Raw genomic sequence first — 22,874 nt, 5'->3', positions numbered from 1 at the left:
CGGCGGACCCGACTTCAAAACCTCAAGACAGGAGACATCCGATGTACAACGCCTTCTTCAAGGCGCGCCCGCGCCTGCGCGCCGCCCTGTTCGGACTGGCCGTCTGCACGCCCTCGCTGATGATCGGCGTGACCGCCGCCTTGGCCGAGACGCCGGGGGCCGTCGCTCCCGCCTTCGCTTCAGACCGGCTGTCGGTCGAGGTGGTCGGACGCGGACCCGACGTGATCCTGATCCCCGGCTATGGTTGTTCGCGAGAGGTGTGGCGGGCCACGGCCGATCGGCTGAAGGCGACCCACCGGGTCCATCTGGTCCAGCTGGCGGGCTTCGCCGGTCAGCCCTGGACCCACGGCGACGGGCCGCTGCTGGAGCCGGCGGTCGAGGCCCTGGCGGCCTATGTCCAGACCGCCGGTCTGCAAAAGCCGGCGGTCATCGGCCATTCGATGGGCGGATTGTCGGCCCTGATGCTGGCCCAGCGTCATCCCGAGGCCGTGGGGCGGGTGATGGCGGTGGACAATCTGCCCTTCTTTTCGGCCCTGTTCGGCCCGCAGGTGACGCCCGAGACGGCCCGGCCCTTCGCCGACCAGGCGGCCCAGGCCATGCTGAGCCAGGACGAGGCGGCGATGCGGGCGGCCCAAGAACAGGGGGCTATCGGCCTGGCGCGCGATCCGGCGACGCGGACGGCCATGGTCGACTGGACCCTGGCCTCGGACCGCCGCGCCCTGGCCACGGCCATTCATGAGGTGATGACGACCGACGTCCGCCCCGGACTGGCGGCCATGACGACGCCGGTCACGGTGCTCTACGCCGCCGACGCGAACGGCGGGGCGCCTGCGGCCATGGCCGACGCCCTGTGGGGCCGCGAATACGCCGCCCTGCCTGGGGTCAAGCTGATCCGGGTGGACGACAGCCGCCACTTCATCATGGCCGATCAGCCGCAGAGGTTCGCCGAACGGGTCGATCAGTTCCTGGCGGACTGATCCCGCCGAGCGAGCGGATCAGCCCGCCTTGGGCGTGACGTCCCCGGCCTTGACCGGCGCGCCGGCGAATTCGTCGGCATAGGCCGGGTTGAGCAGGGACCGGAAGACCGACTGGGGCACGGCGATCCGATAGGGGCCGTCCGAATAGGGGCCGATCTGATAGGCGCCGATCAGGAAGACGACGCCGCCCGCCTTGCCCGGGGTGGTGCTGGGCGCCAGGACGAAGGGGGTGGAGACGGCCTTGGGGCAGGTCCACATCTTGCCGTCCTGCGTCGCCCTTTCCGACCCCGGCGAACGGGCCTGTTTGGCGGCGTTGGCGGCGTCGCACAGGGCCTTGTTCAGGCCCGACAGGTCGGCGCCGGGTCGGAACAGGTCCGCGAAGCCGAGCTGCTTCTTCATCGCCTTGTCCCACAGGACGGCCGAGAAGCTGGTGTTGGGATGGGCGCCGCCGGTGTATTCGAAATCGGTGCGGACCAGGCTGAACAGCTTGCCGGTCTCGGCGCCGGGGTCGAAGGCGATGGTCTTTTCATAGGGGTTCGGTCCGCCGCCCGCCTCGGACAGGTCGGCCTGGGCGCCTTCGGAGAACTGGCGCAGGTCCCGCACCGCGGCGGCGTAGAGGGGGGCGTGCAGGTCGGGCTTGGACTTGAGCGCGTCCGGCAGGGTCAGTTTGACCGTGGCGTACTGGGTCTTGGAATCGAAGCTCATCGGCGCCCCGGCGGCGGCCGGATCGACCGGAGCGGCGGCGATCGGGGCGGGCGGGGGCGTCTCGGCCTTGTCTTCGCGCCTCTGGCAGGCGGCGACGGTTGCGGCGACGGCGGCGGACAGCAGCAGCAGACGAACGGTGGAGGTCATGGGGGGCTCCTTCACAGGCCGATCAGGTTTTGGCCGAGAGATCCGAGGGCGAGGGCGGCCAGCAGGATGAAGCCCGCCTCGCGGTTGGACTTGAACAGTGTCAGCGCCAGGGCGCCGTCGGTGCGGTCCAGCCGGACCACCTGGCGGGCCAGATGGGCGGCGTAGAGGGCCAGGCCCAGCCAGAACAGCGGGCCGAGACCGGCGGAAAGACCGGCCAGGGCGGCCAGAACCAGGCCGATCCCGTAGAAGACGGCGACGCCGGGGCGCACCGCCGAGGCCAGGCGGCGGGCCGAGGATTTGACCCCGATCATGGCGTCGTCCTCGATGTCCTGAAGGGCGTAGACGGTGTCGTAGCCCAGGGTCCAGAAGACGCCGCCGAGGTAGAGGAGGACGGCGGGGACATAGGCCTGCCAGACCAGGGCGACGGCGTGGCCGCTGTCGCTGGGCGGCGACCAGAGGAAGGTGCGGAACTCGCCGGCGATGTCGGCCGGCAGCAGAAGGGCGGCCGCTGCCAGGGGCAGGGCGGAGGCGAACCCCATCAGGGCGCCCCAGTTGAAGGTCAGGCCCAGCCAGGCCTGGGGCCACCAGGTGATCCGCTTCATGAAGGGATAGGCGGCGACCAGGGCGCAGGAGCCGACGCCCAGCAGGATGGCGACCTTGGGCAGGGTCAGCAGGATCAGAAGGCTGATCAGGCTGCAGCCGATCACGAAGGCCCAGGCCTGTTTGACGGAGATCAGGCCGGCGGGGATGGGGCGAAGGGCGGTGCGGGAGACCCGGGCGTCGAAGTCGCGGTCGACGATGTCGTTGAAGGCGCAGCCGGCGGCGCGCATCAAGCAGGCGCCGATCCCGAAGCCGACGAACAGCCACAGGTCATAGAGGCCGGGCGCCTGGCGATACTGGGCCAGGGCCAGGGCGATCCCCTGCCAGCCGGGCAGGAGCAGCAGCCATATGCCGATGGGCCGGTCGAACCGGCCCAGCTTCAGCCAGGGCTTCAGCCGCTCCGGCGCATGGCGATCCACCCAGTTGGCGCCGGCGTCGGGAAGAGGGGCGGAGGTCATGACCGAGGCTTAACCGGAATGAAGGGCAGGGTGAAGGCGGAATGGCCCCTGATGCCGGCCTGTCGGCGATAAGACCTTCCCCCGCTTGCGGGGGAAGCAGCAGCGCGTCGAGCGAAGCGAGACGGCTGACGATGGGGGAAGTCTTCTTCCTGAGCGACACTTCCCCCTCCGAGCCTGGTCCGCTGCGCGGACGCCGGCCCACCTCCCCCGCAAGCGGGGGAGGGTCTCAATCCTGATAGACGTCGCCGGAGCCCGAGAGTTCAGTCGTCAGCTTGGCCGGGCGGGCCGCCAGGGTGACGTCGCCGGAGCCGTCGATCCGCACCTGTACGTCGCCGGTCGGGGCGACATTGGCGTCGCCGGAGCCGGAGATGTCCACCGTGGCGTCGCGCGCCGCCAAGGCCCTCAGATCCGCGTCGCCGGACCCGTCGATCTCCAGCCGGAGGGCGTCGGTGCGGCCTTCGGCGGTCACATCGGCGGAGCCGGAGACGTCCAGGGCCAGGGTGGGCTGGTCATAGGCCTTGATGTCCAGATCGCCGGACGCATTGGAGACGAAGCGGACGACGTTGGGCGCGGTCACGACGACCCGCAGTTCGTCACGCTCCGACCGGGCCGAGAAGTTTCCGCTGCTCCAGCCGAAGACGATCCGCTCGTCGCCGTCGCCCAGGGACAGCCGACCGCCGTCCAGCCGGACCCGGTCCGCCAGGGCCTTGGGTCCGGTGACGACCACGGTGTTTTCAGGACCCTGGCGGTATTCGACGTCGATGCTGGAATCGACGGTCAGGGTGTCGCCGCCGGTCCAGGCCAGGGTGCGGGTGGTGAAGGGGCCGAGGTCTTCGACCTCTCCGCTTTTGACCCGTTCGAAACGGATGGTTTCTCCGTCGCGGTCCTTGATCGTCCAGGCCCAACCGTGGCGTTGCAGATCATGGCCGCCCAGGGCGATGGCGCCCCCCACGGTGACGATGCACAGCACCAGGGCGGCGCCGGCGATGATGAACAGGGTGCGGATCATTGCGCGGCTCCTGCGTTGGCGGTTTCGGACTGGGGTTCAAGCGCCGGCTTCAGCAGCCGGTAGTGGAGGCGGGCGAACCAGACGAGGCCGTTGACCAGCCAGACGGTGACGATGGTCAGAAGGGCGCCGATGAAGACGGCCCCGGCCATCAGGCCCAGACCCATCAGGATCGCGGCGAAGGGGCCGCCGGGGAAGCCGGCGAAGGGTCCGGCCACCATGATCGCGCCGCCGGAGAAGAACAGGGCGATGGCGGCGATGAAGAAGCCGAAGATGGTCCCGACCACCCCCATCAGAATGGGCAGCAGGATCAGGATGTCGACGGCGCCCAGGCCCAGGACCGCGAAGACGGCGGCGGCGGCGGCGGAGGGGTTCTTCTCCTGGCGCCAGCGCTGGATCCCGGCCTCTGCCTTGAGTTCGCGGGCCAGACGGCCCGGATCGCCCAGGGCGGCGGCCACCTCGGCCTCGGTGCGGCCGGCGGCCAGGCCGTCGGCGAAATGAGTCTCATAGTCGGCGACGATGTCGTTCGCCGTGGCGGTCGGCAGGCCGACCAGGCCGTTTCTGAGACGGACGATGAATTCCGATCTCGTCATTGTTCCGTTCCCTCCGGTTGAGCCGTCGGCTCTTGAATATGGGGCGCGTCGCTGGCCAGGACGGCTTCGACGGCCGTGGTGAAGGCCGACCATTCGGCGGTCTGGGCGGCGAGGGCCGCGCGACCGGCCTCGGTCAAACGATAGTATTTGCGCGACGGGCCGGACGAGGATTCGACCAGATAGGTCTCGACCTGGCCGTCCGACTGCATTCGCCGCATCAGGGGGTAGATGGTGCCTTCCCCCATGCCGATCGCGTCGGAAAGGCGGCTGGCGATCTCATAGGCGTAGCTGTCCGCCCGGTTCAGAAGCGCCAGGACGCAAAGCCCCAGAACCCCCTTCTTCAGCTGTATCTCGATGGTTTCTGTCACCTCGACGTCTCCTTTGATAGAGATTGATTACGACAAGGTACCTTGTGACGCAAGGTACCTGTTTAAACATGACGAAGGTTTAATTCTCAGGCCGCCGCCGCCAATCGCGGCGGGTTTGCGGCGAAGGCGCGCGCGGATCGCTTGGCAAGCGAGGGGCGATCCGATAGGGACTCAACCAAGTGTCGGGCGGACCAACATGCCCGCGCGAAGATTTGCGAGCCATTCGCAAGTCTCTGCTGCGAAACGATATTATGGGGACTTCGTATGGGAATGGGGACGCGAGCCCTGAGATGGACCAGAGCGGCGACCGCCTCTGCAACGGCGGCTGTCGGACTGGCGCTGGTCTCCGCGGCGCCGGTGTGGGCGCAGGACCTGATGGGTCAGCCGACGCCGGGCGGGATCGACCTTCAGCCGGCCGCCGCGCCGCTGAAGCACGACGCCATCTGGTTCCACAACATCGTGCTGATGCCCGTGATCACCGGCATCACCCTGTTGGTTCTGGCTCTGCTGGCCTGGATCGTCTTCCGCTACAATAAGCGCGCCAACGCCACGCCCGCGCGCTGGAGCCACAATACCACGGTCGAGATCATCTGGACGGTGCTGCCGGTGGTGATCCTGGTCTTCATCTCCCTGTTCTCGTTCAGGCTGCTGTTCGCCTATCACGACATGCCCGAGCCCGATCTGACGGTGAAGGTGACGGGCAACCAGTGGAACTGGGCCTATGAATATCCCGACCAGGGCGTTTCCGAATACATCTCCAACATGGTGCCCGAGGGCGAGCTGGCCGAGCGCGGCCTGTCGCACAGCGTCTATCGCCTGGCGGCGGACGAGCCGATGGTGGTGCCGGTCGGCAAGACGGTGCGTCTTCTGATCACCGCCTCGGACGTGATTCATTCCGTGGCCCTGCCGGCCTTCGGCCTGAAGACCGACGCCGTGCCGGGCCGGGTCAATGAGACCTGGTTCAAGGCCGAGCGCACCGGCGTCTTCTACGGCCAGTGTTCGGAACTGTGCGGCGTCGATCACGCCTTCATGCCTATTCAGATCAATGTCGTGACCCAGGCCGAGTTCGCGCGCTGGGTCGCCTCCAAGGGCGGCTCGATGACGCCCAAGGCCCCCGAGGCGGCGCCGGGCGGCACGACCGCTCAGGTCGAGGCCGGAACCACGGGCGCGCCTGTGGTGGGCACGGCGACCACCGGTCCCCAGGCCGGCGCCCAGACCGACATCCCGACCGCCCAGACGGCGACGACGCCGACCGCTCAATCCGCTCCCGCCGCGGCTCCCGCCGCGCCGGCCGCCCAGTAAGAGGCGAGCAGTTCCATGGCTGACGCTACGATTTCTACCCGCGACACCCTTCACGCGCCCGAGGCCCATCATCACGACGACCACAAGCCGGGCTTTTTCACCCGCTGGTTCCTGTCGACCAACCACAAGGACATCGGCACCCTGTACCTGCTGTTCGCCATCATGGCGGGCGTGGTCGGGGGCGCCCTGTCGGGCCTGATCCGCTGGGAACTGGCCGAGCCGGGCATCCAGATCTTCAAGGAAGGCTCGTCGATCCAGCTGCTGGGCCTCGTCGAGCAGTCCAAGCACGGCTATAACGTCACCGTCACGGCCCACGCCCTGATCATGATCTTCTTCATGGTCATGCCCGCCATGATCGGCGGTTTCGGCAACTGGTTCGTGCCGATCATGATCGGGGCGCCGGACATGGCCTTCCCGCGCATGAACAACATCTCCTTCTGGCTGCTGGTCGCGGCCTGGGTGCTGCTGGTTCTGTCGATGTTCACCGACGGCGGGCCGGGCAAGGGCTTCGGCGGGGGCTGGACGGCCTATCCGCCCCTGTCGACCACGGGCCACGTCGGCCCGGCGTTTGATCTGGCCATCTTCGCCCTACACGTGGCGGGCGCCAGCTCGATCCTGGGGGCGATCAACTTCATCACGACGATCCTGAACATGCGGGCGCCGGGCATGACGCTGCACCGGATGCCGCTGTTCGCCTGGTCGGTGCTGATCACCGCCTTCCTGCTGCTGCTGTCGCTGCCGGTGCTGGCCGGCGCCATCACCATGCTGCTGACCGACCGCAACTTCGGCACCCACTTCTTCGACCCGGCCGGCGGCGGCGACCCGATCATGTACCAGCACCTGTTCTGGTTCTTCGGCCACCCGGAAGTGTACATCCTGATCCTGCCGGGCTTCGGCATCATCAGCCACATCGTCTCGACCTTCAGCCGCAAGCCGGTGTTCGGATACCTGGCCATGGCCTACGCCATGGTGGCCATCGGCTTCATCGGCTTCATCGTCTGGGCCCACCACATGTACACGGTGGGGATGAGCATCAATCTGCGCGCCTATTTCGTGGCCGCGACCATGATCATCGCCGTGCCGACGGGGGTGAAGATCTTCAGCTGGATCGCCACCATGTGGGGCGGCTCCATCAGCTTCAAGACGCCCATGCTGTGGGCCATCGGCTTCATCTTCCTGTTCACCGTGGGCGGGGTGACGGGCGTGGTCCTGTCCAACGCCGGCATCGATTACAGCCTGCACGACACCTATTACGTCGTGGCCCACTTCCACTATGTGCTGTCGCTGGGCGCCGTCTTCGCCATCTTCGCGGGCTTCTACTACTGGTTCGAGAAGATGTTCGGGGTGAAGTACAACGAGTTCCTCGGCGCGACCCATTTCTGGATCATGTTCGTCGGCGTGAACCTGATCTTCTTCCCGCAGCACTTCCTGGGCCTGCAGGCCATGCCGCGTCGCTATATCGACTATCCGGACGCCTACACCCTGTGGAACCAGGTCTCGTCCATCGGCTATGCGATCACCATCGTCGGCGTGCTGGTCTTCCTGGTCATGCTGCTGGAAGCCGCGATCCGTCGCCGTCCGGGCGTCGCCAATCCCTGGGGCGAGGGCGCCACGACCCTGGAATGGACCCTGTCCTCGCCGCCGCCGCAGCACCAGTTCAACGAACTGCCGGTGGTCAAGGGCGACGAGCACTGATCCCGGGCTGAGATCCCGAACGGAGGGCCGCTCTTTCCACGGAAGGGGCGGCCTTCTGCTTTGGGGTGTGTTATTCGGTCCCATCCATGACCCCCGCACCCATGTCCCAAGACGTTCACGACCGTCCCGCGATTTCGACCGCCCAGCCGGAAGACTTCTTCCAGCTGCTGAAGCCGCGCGTCATGTCGGTGGTGGTTTTCACCGCCGCGACCGGACTGGTCATGGCGCCGGGGTCGATGAACCCGCTGGTCGCCGCCATCGCCATACTGTGCATCGCCGTGGGCGCAGGCGCGGCCGGTTCGCTGAACATGGCGCTGGAGGGCGAGACCGACGCCCTGATGCGGCGCACGCGCGGCCGGCCGGTGGCGGCGGGGCGCGTTCGGAAAAATGATGCGATGGCCTATGGCGTCATCCTGAGCCTGTTTTCGGTCATGCTGCTGGGGATGAACGCCAACTGGTTCGCGGCGGGGCTGCTGGCCCTGACCATCGTCTATTACGCCGGCTTCTACACCCTGCTGCTGAAGCGGCGGACGCCCCAGAACATCGTCATCGGCGGGGCGGCGGGCGCCTTTCCCCCGGTGATCGGCTGGGCGGCGGCGACGGGCCAGGCGCCGTGGCAGGCCTGGCTGCTGTTCCTGATCATCTTCCTGTGGACCCCGCCGCACTCCTGGGCCTTGGCCCTCTATTCGGCCGGCGACTACGCCAAGGCGGGCATACCGATGATGCCGGTGGCGCGGGGGGCGAAGTCTACGCGGCTGCAGATCCTGATCTATTCGCTGATCTTCGTCGCCTCGGCCGTGGCGCCGGCCCTGGTGGGCATGGGCGGGCTGATCTACGCCGTGGTGTCGGTCGGCGGCGGCCTGGCCTTTCTGGGGCTGGCCTGGCGGCTTTATCGCTCGCGCGCCGGCGACGAGCCCGACAAGGCCGACACGGTGGGACGCGAGGCCGCATTGTATGAGGTCAAGGTCCAGGCCAAACCGGCGCGGGATCTGTTCGCCTTTTCGATCCTGTATCTGGTCGCCCTGTTCTCGGCCTTCCTGGTCGAGGCCATAGCCGGCCTGGGAGTCTGAGCCATGCGTCTGACGCCTGAAGAATTGCGCGCCCGCAAACGGCGCAACGTCTGGATCGCGGCCGCCCTGGTGGCCTTCATCGTCCTGGTCTTCGCCACCACCGTCCTGCGTCTGCAGCAGAATCAGGCGGCCGAACGCGCCCTGTTGGAGGCGGCGACGACGGCGGGACCGCAATGAGGAAGCCGGGCCGTCAGAATCTGATCGCCATCCTGTGCGTCCTGGGCGTCATGGGGATGACGGGCGCGGCCTTCGCCGCCGTGCCGCTTTATCGGATGTTCTGCCAGGTCACGGGCTTCGACGGCACGGTGCGTCGGGCGGAGAAGGCGCCGGACACGGTGCTGGACCAGACGGTGCTGGTCCGGTTCGACACCAATGTGCGCGGCCTGCCCATGACCTTCCGCGCCGAACAGACGACCCAGAGGGTGCGGATCGGCGCCACGGGCCTGGCCTATTTCGACGTCACCAACACCTCGGATCGGCCGATCCAGGTGCGGGCCGGATACAATGTCGTGCCGGAGTACACCGGCCCCTATTTCCAGAAGCTGCAGTGCTTCTGCTTCCAGGATCAGACCCTGGCGGCGGGCGAGACGCGCCAGTTCCCGGTCCAGTATTTCATCGCGCCCGAACTGGCCACCGACCGCGAGGCCAAGGGCGCGCGCGAAATCACCCTGAGCTACACCTTCTATCCGTCGGTCGATGCGCCGACGGGGCCGAACGCCTGATGGCCCGTCCCGGCGTCGACTTTCCCGGCGTCGGCTGCGGTCTGGTGATTCAGCGGCCAGATGGGCGGGCGCTGCTGTGCAAACGGCTGAAGCCGCCCGAGGCGGGGCATTGGAACATCGTGGGCGGCAAGGTCGACCAGGGCGAACGATCCGCAGACGCCGCTCGGCGTGAGGCGGAGGAGGAGAGCGGCCTGACGATCGGCGCCGTCGACTTCCTGTGCTGGACCGAAGAAATCATCGCGACGGACGGGCAGCACTGGCTGTCGCTGATCTATGTCACGCGCGATTTCGCCGGCGAGCCCCGGCTGACTGAGCCGGACAAGCTGTCGGACATCGGCTGGTTCGCGCTCGACGCCCTGCCGCAGCCGCTGTCGGTGTTCGCGGCCAAGGCGTTCGCCGCCCTGGAGGCGCGGGAGTAGGGCCGTCCGGTGCAGGATCAAGGCGGAAAGGCGCCGATCCACTGGCGTGTTGCAAAAGCGGCGGTTATAGCTGGCCGATAAGGCGAGTTCATCGCCAGCCCAAGATAGAGATGAAACGCATGGCCGACGCGCACGCCGCTCCGCATCACGACTATCACCTCGTGCCGCCCAGTCCGTGGCCGCTGGTGTCCTCGATCGCCGCGACGATCATGTTCATCGGCGCCGTCATCTGGATGAAGGGGCTGGCCCCGGCCGAAAACGGTCCGATCGCCGCCAACTTCCTGGCCGAGGGCAAGCCGGGCGTCTTCTTCGCCGGCCTGGCGGGGGTGCTGGTGTCCATGTTCGGCTGGTGGTCGGACGTCATCAAGGAATCCAAGGGCGGGGACCATACGCCGGTCGTTTCGATCGGCCTGCGCTACGGCATGATCCTGTTCATCGCGTCGGAGGTGATGTTCTTCGTCGCCTTCTTCTGGATGTTCTTCGACATGGCGCTGTTCCACGAATCGCGCGCCCTGACGCCGGAAGTCGGCGCCTGGGCCGACACCGCCAAGGCCTGGTCCACCTGGCCGCCCAAGGGGGTCGAGGTTCTGTCGCCGTGGCAGCTGCCGCTGCTGAACACCGTGACCCTGCTGCTGAGCGGCTGCACCGTGACCTGGGCCCACCATGCGATCCAGGTCGGCGACCGCAGCGGCGCCAAGCTGGCCCTGGTCCTGACGGTGATCCTGGGCGTCTTCTTCACCTGCGTTCAGGCCTACGAATACAACCACATCCTGCACGAGCACCTGTTCTTCAACGAGGAAGCGGTCAACTCGGGCCTTTATGGTTCGATCTTCTTCATGGCGACGGGCTTCCACGGCTTCCACGTGCTGGTGGGAACCATTTTCCTGACCGTCTGCCTGATCCGTCTGCTGGCCGGCGACTTCACCCCGCAGAAGCATTTCGGCTTCGAGGCGGCGGCTTGGTACTGGCACTTCGTGGACGTGGTCTGGCTGTTCCTGTTCGCCTTCGTCTACGTCGTCTTCGGTTGATCCCGGACACCACGGACAAGATCCCGGCGGCGGGGGGCGAGCCATCGTCTCCCGCCGTCGCCGTTTCCGCCGTGCGGGCGGGGCTGAAAGGGCGCTGCCCGCGCTGTGGCGAGGGGCGGCTGTTTGCGGGCTTTCTGAAGGTGCGGCCGGGATGCGACACCTGCGGCCTCGACTTTTCGACCATCCAGACCGGCGACGGCCCGGCCAGCTTCATCATGCAGATCGCCGGCTTCGCGGTCGGCTTCTCGGCCCTGGTCGTTGAGATCAAATACCATCCGCCGATGTGGCTGCATCTGGTCGTCTGGCTGCCGCTGGTGGTCGTCCTGTCGCTGGCCCTGATGCGGCCGGGGCGTGGGCTGATGATCGGTCTGCAATACAGGAATCAGACGTGAGGCGGTTTCCTTGGATACTGACGCTGGCGACGGCTGCGGCCCTGGTCCTGCTGATCGGCCTGGGTCTGTGGCAGGTCGAGCGGCTGAAGTGGAAGGAAGGGCTGATCGCGGCGGCCGAGGCGGCGGCGGCCAAGCCGCCTGAGCCCCTGGATCAGGTGCTGGCGGACGGCGACCTGGAGTTCAGGAAGGCGCTGATCGTCTGTCCGGGTCTGGCGACCGCCCCCTATGTCGAGCTTCAGTCCATCCATGAGGGCCAGGCGGGGGTGCGGCTGATCTCGGCGTGCAAACCGGCAGGAGCGGCTTTCAGCCTGCTGATCGACCGGGGCTTCGTCGCCGACGGGGTCTCGGCCCGTCCGCGCGTGATCGAGACCAGCCTGCCCCTGGTGCTGATCGGCGAGTTCCGCCGCTTCGATCCGCCGGGCGGGCTGACGCCGGCCCCGGCGAACGGGCGCTTCTATGCGCGCGACACCGCCGCCATGGCCCAGGCTCTGAAGGTTCAGGGGTCGGTGCGGCCCGAGGCGGTGTTCGCCGTGACCCAGACCAATCCCGAGTTTGCGGCCCTGACGCCCTCCGCCCCGCCCGCGGCCTTTTCCAACAATCATTTCGGCTACGCCCTGACCTGGTTCGGACTGGCGATCGCGCTCCTGGGCTTCTATGTCGCCTTGCTCCGACGTCGGAATAAGAAGGACATCTCCTGACCGCTTCCCTGCACACCCTGTCCAACGGCGTCCGCGTCATCTGCGATCCCATGGCCGGCCTGAAGACCCTCGCCGTCGTCGTCACCGTCAAGGGCGGGGCGCGGTGGGAGCCCGAGGATCGCTCCGGCTGGTCGCACCTGCTGGAGCATCTGGTGTTCAAGGGCGCCGGCGACATGGCCGCCCGCGAGATCGTCGAACGGATCGAGGCCGAGGGCGGCACGATCAACGCCTCCACCGGCTATGAGCGGACCAGTTTCGAGGTGCGGGGTCTGGACGGGTCGCTGCCGCTGGCCATGCAGGTGCTGTCGGACCTGGTGTTCCGGCCCACGCTGGACCCGGCCGAGATCGAGCGCGAGAAGGACGTGGTGGCCCAGGAGATCGCCGAGGCCTTCGACACGCCCGACGACCATGTGTTCGAGATGGCCCAGACGCGGGCCTTCGCCGGCCAGCCGTTGGGTCGGCCGATCCTGGGCTCGGTCGCCAGTCTGAAGCCGGCGGACAAGGCGAGCGTCGAGATTTGGCGCGCGCGGCTGTATTCGCCCGACCGGATGGTTGTGTCGGTCTCGGGCGCGGTGGAGGAGGGCGAACTGCTGGCCCTGGCCGAGCGCTGGTTCGGGGCGGCCGTGGCGACCCCGGTCGAGGCGCCGGCGCCGGCCTTGTTCGTCGGCGGCCATGCGGCCCTGACGCGCAAGATCGAACAGGCCAATCTGGTGTTCCAGCTGCCGGCCCTGTCGGCGACCGATCCGGCCCTGTCGGCCATGCGGCTGTTCGGCGAAATCCTGGGCGGGGGCATGGCCTCGCGCCTGTTCCAGAGCGCGCGCGAGGAGCGGGGCCTGGCCTACGCCATCGACGCCTATCAGGAGCCCTATGAGGACGCCGGGGTGCTGGGCATCTATGCGGGCGCAGCGGCGGACCGGGCGAAAGAGTTGGCCCAGGTGGCCGCGGCCGAGGTGCGGGCCCTGGCCGAAACCGGGCCGACCGAAAAGGAGCTGTCGCGCGCCAAGGCGGTGATGAAGGCGGGTCTGTGGATGTCGGACGAAAACCCGATGAGCCGGGCCGGCCGCAACGCCGCCCAGACCCTGATCTTCGGCGCGCCCCGCTCCAGCCTGTCCATGACCGAACAGCTGGAAGCGCAGACGGTGGCGGACGTGCGGGCGGCGGGAGCACGTCTGTTGGAGGGACGACAGGCGGCCAGCGCCGTCCTGGGACCGAAGTCGGCGGCGCCGGCGGGCGAGGCCTTCGCGGCGGCGCTGTTCAGGGCCTAAGGGGAACATCCTGCGTCGTCATCGGTTATGCTGACGCTTGACCCTCACAATCCGGAGCCGCCCCATGTCCGTCCGCGTCGCCTTGATCGTCGGCAGTCTGCGCGAGGGGTCCTATTCTCGCGCCGTCGGGCTGGAGATGAAGGCCATGGCCGCGCCCGAGCTGGAGGTGGAGCCGGTCGAGATCGGCGACCTGCCGCTCTATAACCCCGATCTGGAGACGGAGACGCCGCCGGCCGCCTGGACCCGGTTTCGGGCGGAAATGGCGGCGGTTCAGGCCGTGCTGTTCGTGACGCCGGAATATAATCGCTCGATCCCTGGGGCGCTGAAGAACGCCCTGGACGTCGGCTCGCGCCCCTATGGCGACAGCATCTGGGCGGGCAAGCCGGCCGCCATCGTCAGCGTCTCGCCCGGCGCCATCGGGGCCTTCGGCGCCAACCACCACCTGCGCCAGCCCCTAGTCTTTCTGAACATGCCGACCATGCAGCAGCCCGAAGCCTATGTGGGCAATGTCGCCGGCCTGCTGAACGAGGAAGATGGGAGGCTGAAGAACGAGGGGACGCGGGAGTTCCTGAAGGGGTTCCTCGACGCGTTCGCGGGGTGGATCGAGAAGACCAAATAGTCTCGCCAGGATGACGTCAAAAGAGCGCGGACGCTCCAATTGAAAACGGCGGCTCCGTGAGGAGCCGCCGTCGCCAAATCAGCCGTGAAGCTGAAATCAGCCGATGGTTTGCAGCTGGCCAGCGGATTCCTTGCCCGAACGCTTGTCGCGTTCCAGCTCGTAGGAAACCTTCTGGTTTTCATCCAGGCCGCGCAGGCCCGCGCCTTCGACGGCCGAGATGTGGACGAAGACGTCCTTGCCGCCGTCGTCGGGTTGGATGAAGCCGTAACCCTTGGTCGGGTTGAACCATTTGACAGTGCCGGTAGCCATTTTGAGACCTCCGTTAGAAGTTGACCGAGGGAACGTCCCTGCGGCCTGTCGGGTCTGAATGGGATCGGCCTGGACTCATGCGTTCGCAAGGAGAGTGGGCGTTACGCAGAGAGATCGACGAGGCTTATTAGCGCAGGCTTTTCCGACAAAAGCAAGGCGGGGCGTATTATGGCGTCTGAGCGGCGGAACAGCTGCGCTTCCAAGGCGTTGTTACGGCTCACGAAAGGTCTTGTGTCATGAATCGCACCCATGTGGTCGAGCGCGCCTATCAGCTTGCCCGCACCCCCGAATGTCTGAACACCGGCGATGTGGTCAAGGCCCTGTCGGCCGAGGGCTATTCCAGCGCCGACATCTCCCACTTCCAGGGCAGTTCGATCCGGGCGGACCTGAACCGCATCTGCAAACAGACGACGCCCGAAGCGGCCTGAAAGAAACGGCCTGACATCAGGCCAGACCGTCGATCGCCGGCGCCTCGGCGGCGCTGTCGGGAAAGACGTGCGTGTCCAGCTGGGCGCGGTCCAGGCCCAGGTGATCGCGCAGAACCCCCTTGAAGACGGCGCGCACGTCCAGGGTCGGCGCAAGGTCGCGCCCCTCGAACAGACGGTTGTCGGCCAGGCCGGGCCAGTCGCCGATCAGGCCGCCCGGTCGAACGGCGCCGCCCGCCAGGATCAGCGAAGACGCCGTGCCGTGATCGGTGCCCCCCGTGCCGTTGGCGCGGGCGGTGCGGCCGAATTCGGTGGCCACCACCACGACCGTGCGCCGCCAGTCCTCGCCCAGCCCGTTCTCCAGCCCAGCGATTAGCCGGTCCAGGCCGGTGAGCCGGGTCTGGAGCTGCGCCCTCTGGCCCGCATGGGTGTCCCATCCGTCCAGCGACAGGGCGACGACGTTCGCCCCCTCGGTTCCGGCCATCAGTCGCGCCACCGCCTGACCCAGGGCCTGGGCGTCATTGCGCCCGACCCGCCCACCGGCGCCGTCCAGGGCCGCCCGTTCCTCGGTCGCCAGCCCGCGCGCCAGGCTTTGCCCCAGCAACGGATCCTCGACATAGAGGTCTTGCAGCAGGCCGGCGATCCGGTCGTCCTCACGCACCCGTCCCCCCGGCGCCCAGCCGGAGACGGGGGCGTCGCCGCGCAGGATCAGGGGCGTCTGGGCGCCGATCGACAGGCCTCTCAGCCTCTGGCCGCCCGCTGCGACGATGGCGCGGTTCAGCCAGCCGTCGTCCTGACGACGCAGGCTTTCGCCGCCGTTCTCCAGCACGTCCTGAGCGTCGAAATGCGACCGCACCCGCACAGGCAGGGCCACGGCCGGCGCGAACCGCATCTGGCCGCGACGATACAGGGCGTGCAGGCCGCCGAGAGCCGGATGCAGGCCGAAACCATCGGCCAAAGCCAACGCCCCGTCGGCCTGACCGGGCTCGGCCAGGGCCAGGCCGCCGCGCAGGGCCGCATAGTTCGGATCGGCGTAGGGGACGGTGACGGACAGGCCGTCCATCGCGCCCCGGGCGATGATCACGATCAGCTTGTTGTCGGGCGTCCTGGCCTGGGCCGCCGTTCGGCCGGCGAAGGCCAGGCTGAGGCCGGCGGCGGAACCGCCCAGAAAGGCGCGGCGGTGGAGGGGCGAGAGGGTCATCGGCGCTGGAACTCCGGCGACATCAGAAGAAGGGTCAGGGCCTCGGGCCGGCTCTCGGCCCGGGCGACGGCCGAGCGGGTGCGCTCGCCCATTCGGCCGCCCAGGGCGGAGAGGGCGACGGCGTTCACATCGGCGACGACGGCGGCGCCGGCGGTGGTCCGCGCCCAGTTCAGCCGCTTGACCAAGGCGTCGGGCCCGGCCCAGTCGGCGGCCGTGTCGGGCCAGCCCTCGGGCGACGGCGGCGCGAAGGGCGGCTGGCCCATGTCGACCAGCGCCTGACGCAGGCGCTGCGGGCGCTGGGGGCCTTCATCCAGAGCCCGCCCTGTCGAGACGACGAACTCATAGGGCGTCTTGATCTTGGCGGCCTGCGACGTCCAGGTCTCGGGCGCTTCGATCAGGGCGCGGGCGACCTGGGCCAAATCGCCTTGAGATCCGGTCCAGGCGGCCTCGAGCCGAGCGACCAGGGCCGGGGGCGGATCGTCGGCGACGAAATGGGCCGCGATCCGCCGCGACAGCCGCTTGGCCGTGGCCGGATGGCGCGCCAGATCCCGCAATATGGCCTCGCCCTGTCGGCGGCCGGTCTGGGCGTAGGTCCGGCTCATGACCGTTCGGACGCCGGGTTCGTGAATCTCCGGCCGGAAGACGAAGCCGCCGCCGTCCGCCCTCTGCCGATCCTGCTGGCGGGGGATCGACCAGCCGGTCAAGGCGCGGGCCAGTTCGGTGACGTCGGCCTGATCATAGCCGCCGTCGGCGCCGACCGTATGCAGCTCCAGCATTTCGCGGGCCAGATTCTCGTTCAGCCCCAGCCTGCGGCGCACCCCGGCCCGGCTGTCCGGTCCGGCCGATCGGGCCTGGTCAAGGTACAGAAGCATGGCCGGATGCTGTTCGGCGGCGAGGACCAGATCCTCGAACCGGCCGAAGACATGGGGGCGAATCGCCTCGCGCTCATAAGCGTCGACGAAGGCGCCGGCGGTGAATTTGGCGGCCGAGACGGTCAGGGCGTTGGCCCAGAACAGGGCCCAGCGCTCGGCGAACCCCTGGTCGGTCTCCAGGCCCAGACGCACCCGATCCAGAAAGCCGCGACCCGTGTCCTCGGTGATGGCGCGCCGCGCCGCCTGCCGGGCCTGACGCGCGGCCTCGGCCGTCGGATCGGGCGCGCCGCCGGGCGCCGCCGCCTCGCGCCGGCCGGTCCCGCTGGCCTGATAGGCCAGGAAGGCCTCCATCCGTTCGGCGGTCGAGACGGCGGCGCCGGAAGGTTGGGGCGCGCCTTCGGACCGGATCTGGTTCAGCGCCCAACCCCTGGGATCGGCGGCGACGCGGTCGATCTCGCCGGGACGCGCGCCCAGGCCCAGCCGGGTCACGGCGACGGCGGCTTCGATCGCGGATGCGGCCATGGGCGGTCTCCTTGCCGGGTCTCTCCGTCCGACGGGTGGAGTGCGAATCTCCGTCGCTGGAGGACCGCGGCCGGGTTTCACCCCTTGCGTTCATGCTTTACGCTGGAGGCGATGGCGCTGCTGGACTGGATGAGCGATGTGGCCGGGCCGGTGGTCCGGGGCGAGGGGGTGCTGCTGCGTCCACCGCGCGCTGCGGACTATGCCGCCTGGTCGCGTTTGCGGGACGGCTCGCGCGACTATCTCCAGCCGTGGGAGCCGGCCTGGCCCGAGGACGATCTGAGCAAGGGCGCCTTTCGCCGTCGCCTGTCGATCTATGCGCGGGAAATGGAGCTGGGCAACGCCTGGCCCTTCTTCATCTTCAGTGACGAGGGCAAGACCCTGGTCGGGGCCGTGACCCTGTCGAACGTGCGGCGTGGCGTGGCCGAGACAGGCACCCTGGGCTACTGGATCGGTCAGCCCTTCGCCGGACGCGGCCATGGCACGGCGGCGGTGCGCGCCGTGGTCGCCTACAGTTTCGAACGGCTGAAGTTGCACCGGCTGGAGGCCGCCTGCCTGCCCAGCAACCACGGATCGCGCCGCGTTCTGGAGAAATCGGGCTTTCGGCACGAGGGTCTGGCCCGCGCTTATTTGAAAATTAACGGCGATTGGGCAGATCATCTGCTGTTCGGCCTCGTGGAGGACGAGTTTGATCGCGGCGGCCGGGGGTCGTCTTGAGGGAACGACTGCTGTGAACGCGCGACCTCGCTCGCTGGCCTGGGACGCCACCGCCGCCATCGAGGCCCTGGCGGCGGCCGATACGGCCCTGTGGGTCTGGACGCCGGCCGAGGATCAGCTGCGTTTCACCGGCGCCACCCGCGCCCTGGGGCTGGGCCCCCTGGCGCCGGAATGTTCAGGCGCCGGCTTCGTCGCCTCGACCCTGCCGCAGGATCGGTCGCTGGCCGAGAAGATGCTGAAACCGCAGGAAGAGGGCGCCGAAATCTCGGTGCGCCTGCGGATGCGCGGAGCCGAGACCTGCCTGTGGCGCGGCGTGTGGCTGGAGGACGGCCTGCGGGCCGCCGGCGTCGTCGCTCTGGAGGCCAAGTTCACCGGTTCGGACCGCGACGCCCTGACCGGCCTTCTGGACCGTCGCGCCTTCATCGCCCGCGTCGGCGAGGTGCTGACCCAGGCGGGCGAATATGAATTGGTCGTCGGCGACGTGGACCGTCTGCGTCGTCTGAACGAGGCCCTGGGCCATGAGCGGACGGATCTGGTGCTGTCGGCCCTGGGGTCGCGCCTCGCCGCCGCCTTCCCCAAGGACGCCGCGGCCGCGCGGATCGGCGAGGACGAGTTCGCCATCATCGTGCCCAAGACCGCCTCTCACACCAGCTATCGGGTGCGCGAGGCGCTGGAACAGCCGCTGCGGGTGGCGGGTTTCGACATCTATCCCACCGTCTCGATCGGCGCCGTCATCGTCGAGGGCGGGCCGGATGCGCCCGACGCCTCAGAACTGCTGCGCCGGGTCGAGCTGGCGGTGGAATCGGCCAAGGCGGCCGGGCGGGGCGGGTCGGCCGCCTATGGGCGCGCCCTGGAAAGCGATTCCCTGAGCCGACTGGCGCTGGAGGCGGATCTGAGAAACGCCTTCGTGCGCGGCGAGATCACCCCCTTCTTCCAGCCGATCGTGAACCTGAAGACCGGCGCCGTGGCGGGCTTTGAGGCCCTGGCGCGCTGGCGTCATCCCCGGCGGGGCCTGGTGCCGCCGGACGAGTTCCTGGGCCTGACGGCCGACCTGGGGATGATGAACGAGCTGGGTCTGCTGATGATGACCCAGTCGGCGCGGCAACTGGCGGAGTGGATTCAGCGTCACCCCCTGGCCGGAAAGCTGTTCTGCAGCGTGAACCTGTCGGTCGGCGAGATCGAACGGCCGCATCTGTGCGAGGACGTGGCGCGGGTTATCCGGGAGGCGGGCCTGCCCCGCGGCGCCCTGAAGCTGGAAGTCACCGAGGGCGACATCATGCGCGACACCGCCCGCGCCGCCGAGGTGCTGCAGTCGCTGAAGGACGTCGGGGCGTCGCTGGCCCTGGACGATTTCGGCACCGGCTTCTCGTCGCTGTCGTACCTGGCGCGCCTGCCGTTCGATACGCTGAAGATCGACCGCTATTTCGTCCTGACGATGAACAAGGACGAGGGCTCGGCCAAGATCGTCAAGTCGGTCGTCAACCTGGGCCGCGACCTGTCGCTGGAGGTCGTCGCCGAAGGGGTCGAGAACGCCGAACTGGCCGCCCTGCTGCTGGACGCCCAGTGCCACTACGGCCAGGGCTTCGGCTATGCCCCGGCGCTGCCTGCCCAGGAAGCCGAGGTCTATCTGGCCGAAAGCCTGGCCGACGGCACGGCGCCGCTGAAGCAGCGGTCGGCCTAGGGCGTCAGTCCGGTTCTCGACCCACGCGAATGAGCGCGCCGTTGGGGTCGCTGACGGCGAACTCGTACATGCCCCACGGCTTCATTTCCGGCCCGACGCCGATGATGAGCTCACGCACCTTTTCGGCGGCGGCGTCCACATCCTCGACATAGAGGTAGAGGCCAAGGGCGTTGTCCTCGATCCTGGCGGGCCAGCCGGGCGTGAGGTTCAGGTGAAGACGTCCTCCACGTCCATCTTCCATCAGGCGATAATCGCCATAGTCGCTGACGACCGTGAAGCCGAGGCGGCGATAGAAGGCTTCGCTGACGTCCATGTCGCGTGCGGGCACGATGGCGACGACGTGATGTTGTGCGGTCATTGGCGGCTCCGATTAAGGGTCGATGATGCCGTGTGTCCGATCCTCGCGAAACCCGCGCGGCCAGCTATTCGGCCGTTTCCGGACAGTCGGCCCATCTTGTCCGGAAACCCTGGAAAGCCCTGATTGCTGCGCCTCGGGTCGTCTAGGTTGTCTGCATGATCGAGGACGAGACACAGGGGGGGGACGGGCGCCGCAAGAACACGCGGCAGGCGATTACCGACGCCCTGATCCGCCTGATGTCTGATCGGCGGTACGCCGCCATCCGAACGACGGATCTGATCCAGGCCGCCGGCGTCGGGCGGTCGACCTTCTATGAGCATTTTCCCAGCAAGACGGCAGTGCTTGAAGCCGTCGTGGAGCCGATCCTCGCGCCCTTGGCGCTGGCCGGCGCAGGACGGGGCAATACCGCGCGCTTGCGTATTATGTTGGATCACCTTTGGGAAAGGCGCGCGCTCGTTCGTCACCTCTTCGAGCCCCCATTGTCGGCGCGGCTTCAGCGCAGACTGGCCGCGATGATAGAAGGGTTTGCCGAATCGCGTGTCGCTGAGGGGGTTCCGGCGTCGCTTGCCGCCAGAGGTGCAGCGGCCCGCCAACTCGTTATGTTGCACACATGGCTGGTCGGCGAAGTTTCTTGCGGTTCAGACGCCCTCGCCAAGGCCCTTGTCGGCGTTCGTTGAACGGGGAACAGTGAGACCCATGACCGACGCCAGACTGGAAATCGCCGCCGGTTTCGCCACCGCGCAAGGGCCGAAGGCGGACAATCAGGATTTCGGCGGGGTGCATCTGGGCACGGCGGCCGAGCAGCGCGAGCATGGGGTCGTGGCCGTCATCGCCGACGGGGTGTCGGGATCGAAGGCTGGGCGGATGGCGGCCGAGCTGACGACGCGCAGCTTTATCGACGGCTATCTGGATCAGAACCCGCTGAACGGCATCGCCGCCAACGGGATCAAGGCGCTGAGGGGCTTCAACCGCTGGCTCCATGCGCGGGGCAAGATCGATCCGGCCATGGAGGCGGCGGCGACCACCTTCACCGCCCTGATCCTACGGGGACGTGAGGCGGTGGCGCTTCATGTGGGGGACAGTCGGGCCTGGCATTTCCGCGACAGGGTGCTGACCCGGCTGACCGAGGATCACACCCGGGCCCAGCAGGGGCTGAGCCATGTGCTGTACCGCGCCGTCGGCATCGAGGCGGACGTGAAGCTGGACGTGCGCCATGTGGAGCTGCAGCCGCACGACCGGTTGATGCTGACCACGGACGGGGTGCACGGGGTGCTGGACGAGGCCGCCCTGGCGCGGCTGCTGGCACGGCGTGGATCGCCCGACGCCGACGCCCAGGCCATTCTGGACGAGGTCGCCGAGGCGGGGGCGCGCGACAACGCCACCGTCCTGATCCTCGACGTCATTCGGGTCGGGGCGCCCGACTGGGAGGCGATCACCGCCGAGGCCGAGGGCCTGGCCATCCTGCCGCCGCCGAAACAGGGCGAGGCGGTGGACGGGTTTCATCTGGAGCGGCTGGTCGCCGACGGCCGCTATACGCGGCTGTTCCTGGCGCGGTCTGGCGAAGAACGGGTGGTGCTGAAGTTTCCAAAGCCGGCGGCGGTGTCGGAACGGGGGGCGAGGACGGCCTTCCTGCGCGAAGCCTTCATCGGCCGGCGGATCGACAGCCCCTTCGTCGGCAAGGTGCTGACGCCGGATGCGGGGCGCCAGAGCCGGCTCTATATCGTCCAGCCCTTCTATCAGGGCCAGACCCTGCATGCCCGCCTGGCCGAGGAGGGGCCGTTCGAGATCGCCGAGGGGATCGGCGTGGCCCTGAAGCTGGCGCGGGGGGTGGCGGCCCTGCATCGGGCCGGGGTGATCCACCGCGACATCAAGCCGGACAATGTGATCCTGGAGACGAACGGCGGGCTGAAGCTGGTCGATCTGGGCGTGGCCCGGCTGAAGCGGGCCGAGGAGTTCGCCGAGGCCGAGGCGCCGGGCACGGCCGGTTTCAAGGCGCCCGAAATGTACGACGGCGAAAGCGGGAGCGCCGCCACCGACCAGTTCGCTTTGGGGGTGACCCTGTACCGGCTGTTCACCGGCGCCTATCCCTGGGGCGAGGTGGATCCGTCGGACGCGCCGCGCTTCGACCGCGCTCCGACCCCGCCCGGGCGACGCCGACCGGACATGCCCGCCTGGCTCGAGGCCGCCGTCCTGCGGGCCGTCGCCGTCGATCCGGACGAGCGGTTCGAGGACGTCGAGGAACTGATCCATGTGCTCGAGACCGGCAGCGCGGCGGCCGCCCCGGCCCCCCGCCCCCTGTCGCTGATTGAGCGCGATCCGGTGCGGTTCTGGCAGGGGGCTTGTCTGGTTTTGGTTCTGCTGCTGCTGATTTCGCTGGCGACACGCTAAGGGGGAATGCTCCCGGTGTCATTGTTGTGCGCGCAAGTATTCAGCGCCGCATTATATGCAGTCTTACTTAGGTAACTGTGGTGGAGATGTAAACGCTGTCGCCTTAATCGTGGAGCAGAACGGTTGCATGGCTAAGGCGTCTCAGCGAGATTATATCTCAATTTTCAACTCGAAGGAGACATAGTCTTGCGTGTATCCGCGCCCCAGACTAGGGGATTGGAAAATGCTTAGTGATTGACGGCGGCCTTTCCGTCAGCCTGTTCAGCGTGGTCCTTACGTATGCAAGATGCCGTTGTAGAGAGTAAATTGGAACAGTTGAGTATCGGGGCGTCAGACGGAG

Annotated in this window: 26 protein-coding genes; 17 read left to right on the top strand and 9 right to left on the bottom strand. The window is 68.1% G+C overall.

The features are described from left to right. Nucleotides 1-41: 41 nt before the first annotated feature. On the top strand, nucleotides 42-977 hold the full coding sequence (locus JL11_RS16440) for an alpha/beta fold hydrolase (protein ID WP_054766607.1): 936 nt from the start codon (nucleotides 42-44) through the stop codon (nucleotides 975-977). Nucleotides 978-995: 18 nt separating this feature from the next. On the opposite strand, the gene JL11_RS16435 is transcribed toward JL11_RS16440, so the two are convergent. The 5 genes from JL11_RS16435 to JL11_RS16415 all read right to left on the bottom strand — a co-directional run bounded on the left by JL11_RS16435 (nucleotide 996) and on the right by JL11_RS16415 (nucleotide 4,854). Beyond that, nucleotides 996-1,829 carry a DUF3298 and DUF4163 domain-containing protein gene (locus JL11_RS16435; RefSeq protein WP_054766606.1) on the bottom strand — a complete coding sequence of 278 codons (834 nt, stop codon included), beginning with the start codon at nucleotides 1,827-1,829 and terminating at the stop codon, nucleotides 996-998. A gap of 11 nt (nucleotides 1,830-1,840) precedes the next feature. Then, a complete protein-coding gene (locus JL11_RS16430; RefSeq protein ID WP_054766605.1) occupies nucleotides 1,841-2,887 on the bottom strand; it encodes a UbiA family prenyltransferase in 1,047 nt (348 codons plus the stop codon). 226 nt (nucleotides 2,888-3,113) lie between these two features. Next, entirely contained in the window at nucleotides 3,114-3,896 is a 783-nt protein-coding gene (locus tag JL11_RS16425) for a GIN domain-containing protein (RefSeq protein WP_054766604.1), read from the bottom strand. Continuing rightward, nucleotides 3,893-4,486, bottom strand: a complete 594-nt coding sequence (locus tag JL11_RS16420; RefSeq protein WP_054766603.1) for a DUF1700 domain-containing protein — start codon at nucleotides 4,484-4,486, stop codon at nucleotides 3,893-3,895. Before JL11_RS16420 ends, JL11_RS16425 begins: the two co-directional genes overlap by 4 nt. Beyond that, complete coding sequence (locus tag JL11_RS16415; protein WP_054766602.1) at nucleotides 4,483-4,854, bottom strand: PadR family transcriptional regulator; 372 nt, start codon at nucleotides 4,852-4,854, stop codon at nucleotides 4,483-4,485. Before JL11_RS16415 ends, JL11_RS16420 begins: the two co-directional genes overlap by 4 nt. A gap of 270 nt (nucleotides 4,855-5,124) precedes the next feature. On the opposite strand from JL11_RS16415, the gene coxB reads away from it, so the two are divergent. From coxB to JL11_RS16365, 11 genes are all read left to right on the top strand, one after another. Beyond that, nucleotides 5,125-6,156 carry a cytochrome c oxidase subunit II gene (coxB, locus tag JL11_RS16410; RefSeq protein ID WP_054766601.1) on the top strand — a complete coding sequence of 344 codons (1,032 nt, stop codon included), beginning with the start codon at nucleotides 5,125-5,127 and terminating at the stop codon, nucleotides 6,154-6,156. A gap of 15 nt (nucleotides 6,157-6,171) precedes the next feature. Then, the gene (gene ctaD, locus JL11_RS16405) at nucleotides 6,172-7,851 is read left to right on the top strand and encodes a cytochrome c oxidase subunit I (RefSeq protein ID WP_054766600.1); all 1,680 of its coding nucleotides are present in this window, start codon (nucleotides 6,172-6,174) and stop codon (nucleotides 7,849-7,851) included. A gap of 86 nt (nucleotides 7,852-7,937) precedes the next feature. Continuing rightward, on the top strand, nucleotides 7,938-8,921 hold the full coding sequence (cyoE, locus tag JL11_RS16400; protein WP_054766599.1) for a heme o synthase: 984 nt from the start codon (nucleotides 7,938-7,940) through the stop codon (nucleotides 8,919-8,921). 3 nt (nucleotides 8,922-8,924) lie between these two features. Beyond that, nucleotides 8,925-9,098, top strand: coding sequence for a hypothetical protein (locus tag JL11_RS17785; RefSeq protein WP_182714420.1), 174 nt, complete (start codon nucleotides 8,925-8,927; stop codon nucleotides 9,096-9,098). Then, a complete protein-coding gene (locus tag JL11_RS16395) occupies nucleotides 9,095-9,643 on the top strand; it encodes a cytochrome c oxidase assembly protein (RefSeq protein WP_054766598.1) in 549 nt (182 codons plus the stop codon). Before JL11_RS17785 ends, JL11_RS16395 begins: the two co-directional genes overlap by 4 nt. After that, complete coding sequence (locus tag JL11_RS16390; protein ID WP_054766597.1) at nucleotides 9,643-10,062, top strand: NUDIX domain-containing protein; 420 nt, start codon at nucleotides 9,643-9,645, stop codon at nucleotides 10,060-10,062. Before JL11_RS16395 ends, JL11_RS16390 begins: the two co-directional genes overlap by 1 nt. Before the next feature lie 119 nt (nucleotides 10,063-10,181). Then, on the top strand, nucleotides 10,182-11,090 hold the full coding sequence (locus JL11_RS16385) for a cytochrome c oxidase subunit 3 (protein WP_054766596.1): 909 nt from the start codon (nucleotides 10,182-10,184) through the stop codon (nucleotides 11,088-11,090). Beyond that, nucleotides 11,087-11,482: a DUF983 domain-containing protein gene (locus JL11_RS16380; protein WP_082382741.1), complete on the top strand. Its 396-nt coding sequence runs from the start codon at nucleotides 11,087-11,089 to the stop codon at nucleotides 11,480-11,482. Before JL11_RS16385 ends, JL11_RS16380 begins: the two co-directional genes overlap by 4 nt. Then, nucleotides 11,479-12,180, top strand: a complete 702-nt coding sequence (locus JL11_RS16375; RefSeq protein ID WP_054766595.1) for an SURF1 family protein — start codon at nucleotides 11,479-11,481, stop codon at nucleotides 12,178-12,180. Before JL11_RS16380 ends, JL11_RS16375 begins: the two co-directional genes overlap by 4 nt. Before the next feature lie 50 nt (nucleotides 12,181-12,230). After that, the gene (locus JL11_RS16370; RefSeq protein WP_156314219.1) at nucleotides 12,231-13,445 is read left to right on the top strand and encodes a M16 family metallopeptidase; all 1,215 of its coding nucleotides are present in this window, start codon (nucleotides 12,231-12,233) and stop codon (nucleotides 13,443-13,445) included. Nucleotides 13,446-13,509: 64 nt separating this feature from the next. Continuing rightward, nucleotides 13,510-14,064, top strand: coding sequence for an NADPH-dependent FMN reductase (locus JL11_RS16365; protein ID WP_054766593.1), 555 nt, complete (start codon nucleotides 13,510-13,512; stop codon nucleotides 14,062-14,064). Between the two features lie 96 nt (nucleotides 14,065-14,160). Here the strand turns inward: JL11_RS16365 and JL11_RS16360 are convergent, their stop codons facing one another. After that, the gene (locus tag JL11_RS16360; protein WP_008260410.1) at nucleotides 14,161-14,373 is read right to left on the bottom strand and encodes a cold-shock protein; all 213 of its coding nucleotides are present in this window, start codon (nucleotides 14,371-14,373) and stop codon (nucleotides 14,161-14,163) included. A 236-nt stretch (nucleotides 14,374-14,609) separates the two neighbouring features. Here JL11_RS16360 and JL11_RS16355 point away from each other — a divergent pair, with 236 nt between their 5' ends. Then, entirely contained in the window at nucleotides 14,610-14,801 is a 192-nt protein-coding gene (locus tag JL11_RS16355; protein ID WP_007443424.1) for a hypothetical protein, read from the top strand. A 16-nt stretch (nucleotides 14,802-14,817) separates the two neighbouring features. Here the strand turns inward: JL11_RS16355 and JL11_RS16350 are convergent, their stop codons facing one another. Further along, the gene (locus JL11_RS16350; RefSeq protein WP_054766592.1) at nucleotides 14,818-15,999 is read right to left on the bottom strand and encodes a DUF1501 domain-containing protein; all 1,182 of its coding nucleotides are present in this window, start codon (nucleotides 15,997-15,999) and stop codon (nucleotides 14,818-14,820) included. After that, nucleotides 15,996-17,393, bottom strand: coding sequence for a DUF1800 domain-containing protein (locus tag JL11_RS16345; RefSeq protein WP_054766591.1), 1,398 nt, complete (start codon nucleotides 17,391-17,393; stop codon nucleotides 15,996-15,998). The genes JL11_RS16350 and JL11_RS16345 overlap by 4 nt, the downstream gene beginning before the upstream one ends. A 111-nt stretch (nucleotides 17,394-17,504) precedes the next feature. On the opposite strand from JL11_RS16345, the gene JL11_RS16340 reads away from it, so the two are divergent. Together JL11_RS16340 and JL11_RS16335 are read left to right on the top strand one after the other, a co-directional pair. Further along, nucleotides 17,505-18,107, top strand: a complete 603-nt coding sequence (locus JL11_RS16340; protein ID WP_054766590.1) for a GNAT family N-acetyltransferase — start codon at nucleotides 17,505-17,507, stop codon at nucleotides 18,105-18,107. A gap of 13 nt (nucleotides 18,108-18,120) precedes the next feature. Next, on the top strand, nucleotides 18,121-19,788 hold the full coding sequence (locus tag JL11_RS16335; protein ID WP_054766589.1) for a putative bifunctional diguanylate cyclase/phosphodiesterase: 1,668 nt from the start codon (nucleotides 18,121-18,123) through the stop codon (nucleotides 19,786-19,788). Nucleotides 19,789-19,792: 4 nt separating this feature from the next. Here the strand turns inward: JL11_RS16335 and JL11_RS16330 are convergent, their stop codons facing one another. Then, nucleotides 19,793-20,146 carry a VOC family protein gene (locus JL11_RS16330; protein WP_054766588.1) on the bottom strand — a complete coding sequence of 118 codons (354 nt, stop codon included), beginning with the start codon at nucleotides 20,144-20,146 and terminating at the stop codon, nucleotides 19,793-19,795. A gap of 155 nt (nucleotides 20,147-20,301) precedes the next feature. Here JL11_RS16330 and JL11_RS16325 point away from each other — a divergent pair, with 155 nt between their 5' ends. Both JL11_RS16325 and JL11_RS16320 read left to right on the top strand, forming a co-directional pair. Next, a complete protein-coding gene (locus JL11_RS16325) occupies nucleotides 20,302-20,823 on the top strand; it encodes a TetR/AcrR family transcriptional regulator (RefSeq protein ID WP_054766587.1) in 522 nt (173 codons plus the stop codon). Between the two features lie 19 nt (nucleotides 20,824-20,842). After that, on the top strand, nucleotides 20,843-22,534 hold the full coding sequence (locus tag JL11_RS16320; protein WP_054766586.1) for a bifunctional protein-serine/threonine kinase/phosphatase: 1,692 nt from the start codon (nucleotides 20,843-20,845) through the stop codon (nucleotides 22,532-22,534). Nucleotides 22,535-22,874: the final 340 nt, after the last annotated feature.

The sequence above is a fragment of the Brevundimonas sp. DS20 genome (genome assembly GCF_001310255.1).
GTDB lineage: Bacteria > Pseudomonadota > Alphaproteobacteria > Caulobacterales > Caulobacteraceae > Brevundimonas > Brevundimonas aurantiaca.
Note: the sequence above shows the minus strand (reverse complement) of the source record. Positions and strands in the feature narration are given on the sequence as shown.